General features: G+C 60.2%; 1 protein-coding gene. It reads left to right on the plus strand.

The features are described from left to right. Window positions 1-264: carboxymuconolactone decarboxylase family protein (locus NCR93_RS31740; RefSeq protein ID WP_502799873.1), on the plus strand; the 264-nt coding region annotated here is incomplete at both ends.

The following is a 264-nucleotide window of genomic DNA, read 5'->3' on the forward strand; positions in this document are numbered from 1 at the left end:
CTCCCAAGCCTTGGGTCGCTATTGCCGGTATGACAGCAGCATCCCGGCCCGTCTCTCGGAGCTTGCCATCATGTTCATGGGCCGGTACTGGCTCGCGGAATACGAATGGGCCGCGCACAAGCCTTTCGCTCTCGAGGCCGGCGTTTCGAACGAAGTCATCGACGCAATCCGGGATGGAAAGGCGCCTCCCTTCGCGAAACGGGATGAGGAACTGGTGTTCGCCTTTCTCACCGAACTGCATGAACAGCGCAAAGTGCCCGACTC

It is taken from the genome of Caballeronia sp. ATUFL_F1_KS39 (assembly GCF_023630985.1).
GTDB classification, from domain to species: domain Bacteria; phylum Pseudomonadota; class Gammaproteobacteria; order Burkholderiales; family Burkholderiaceae; genus Caballeronia; species Caballeronia zhejiangensis.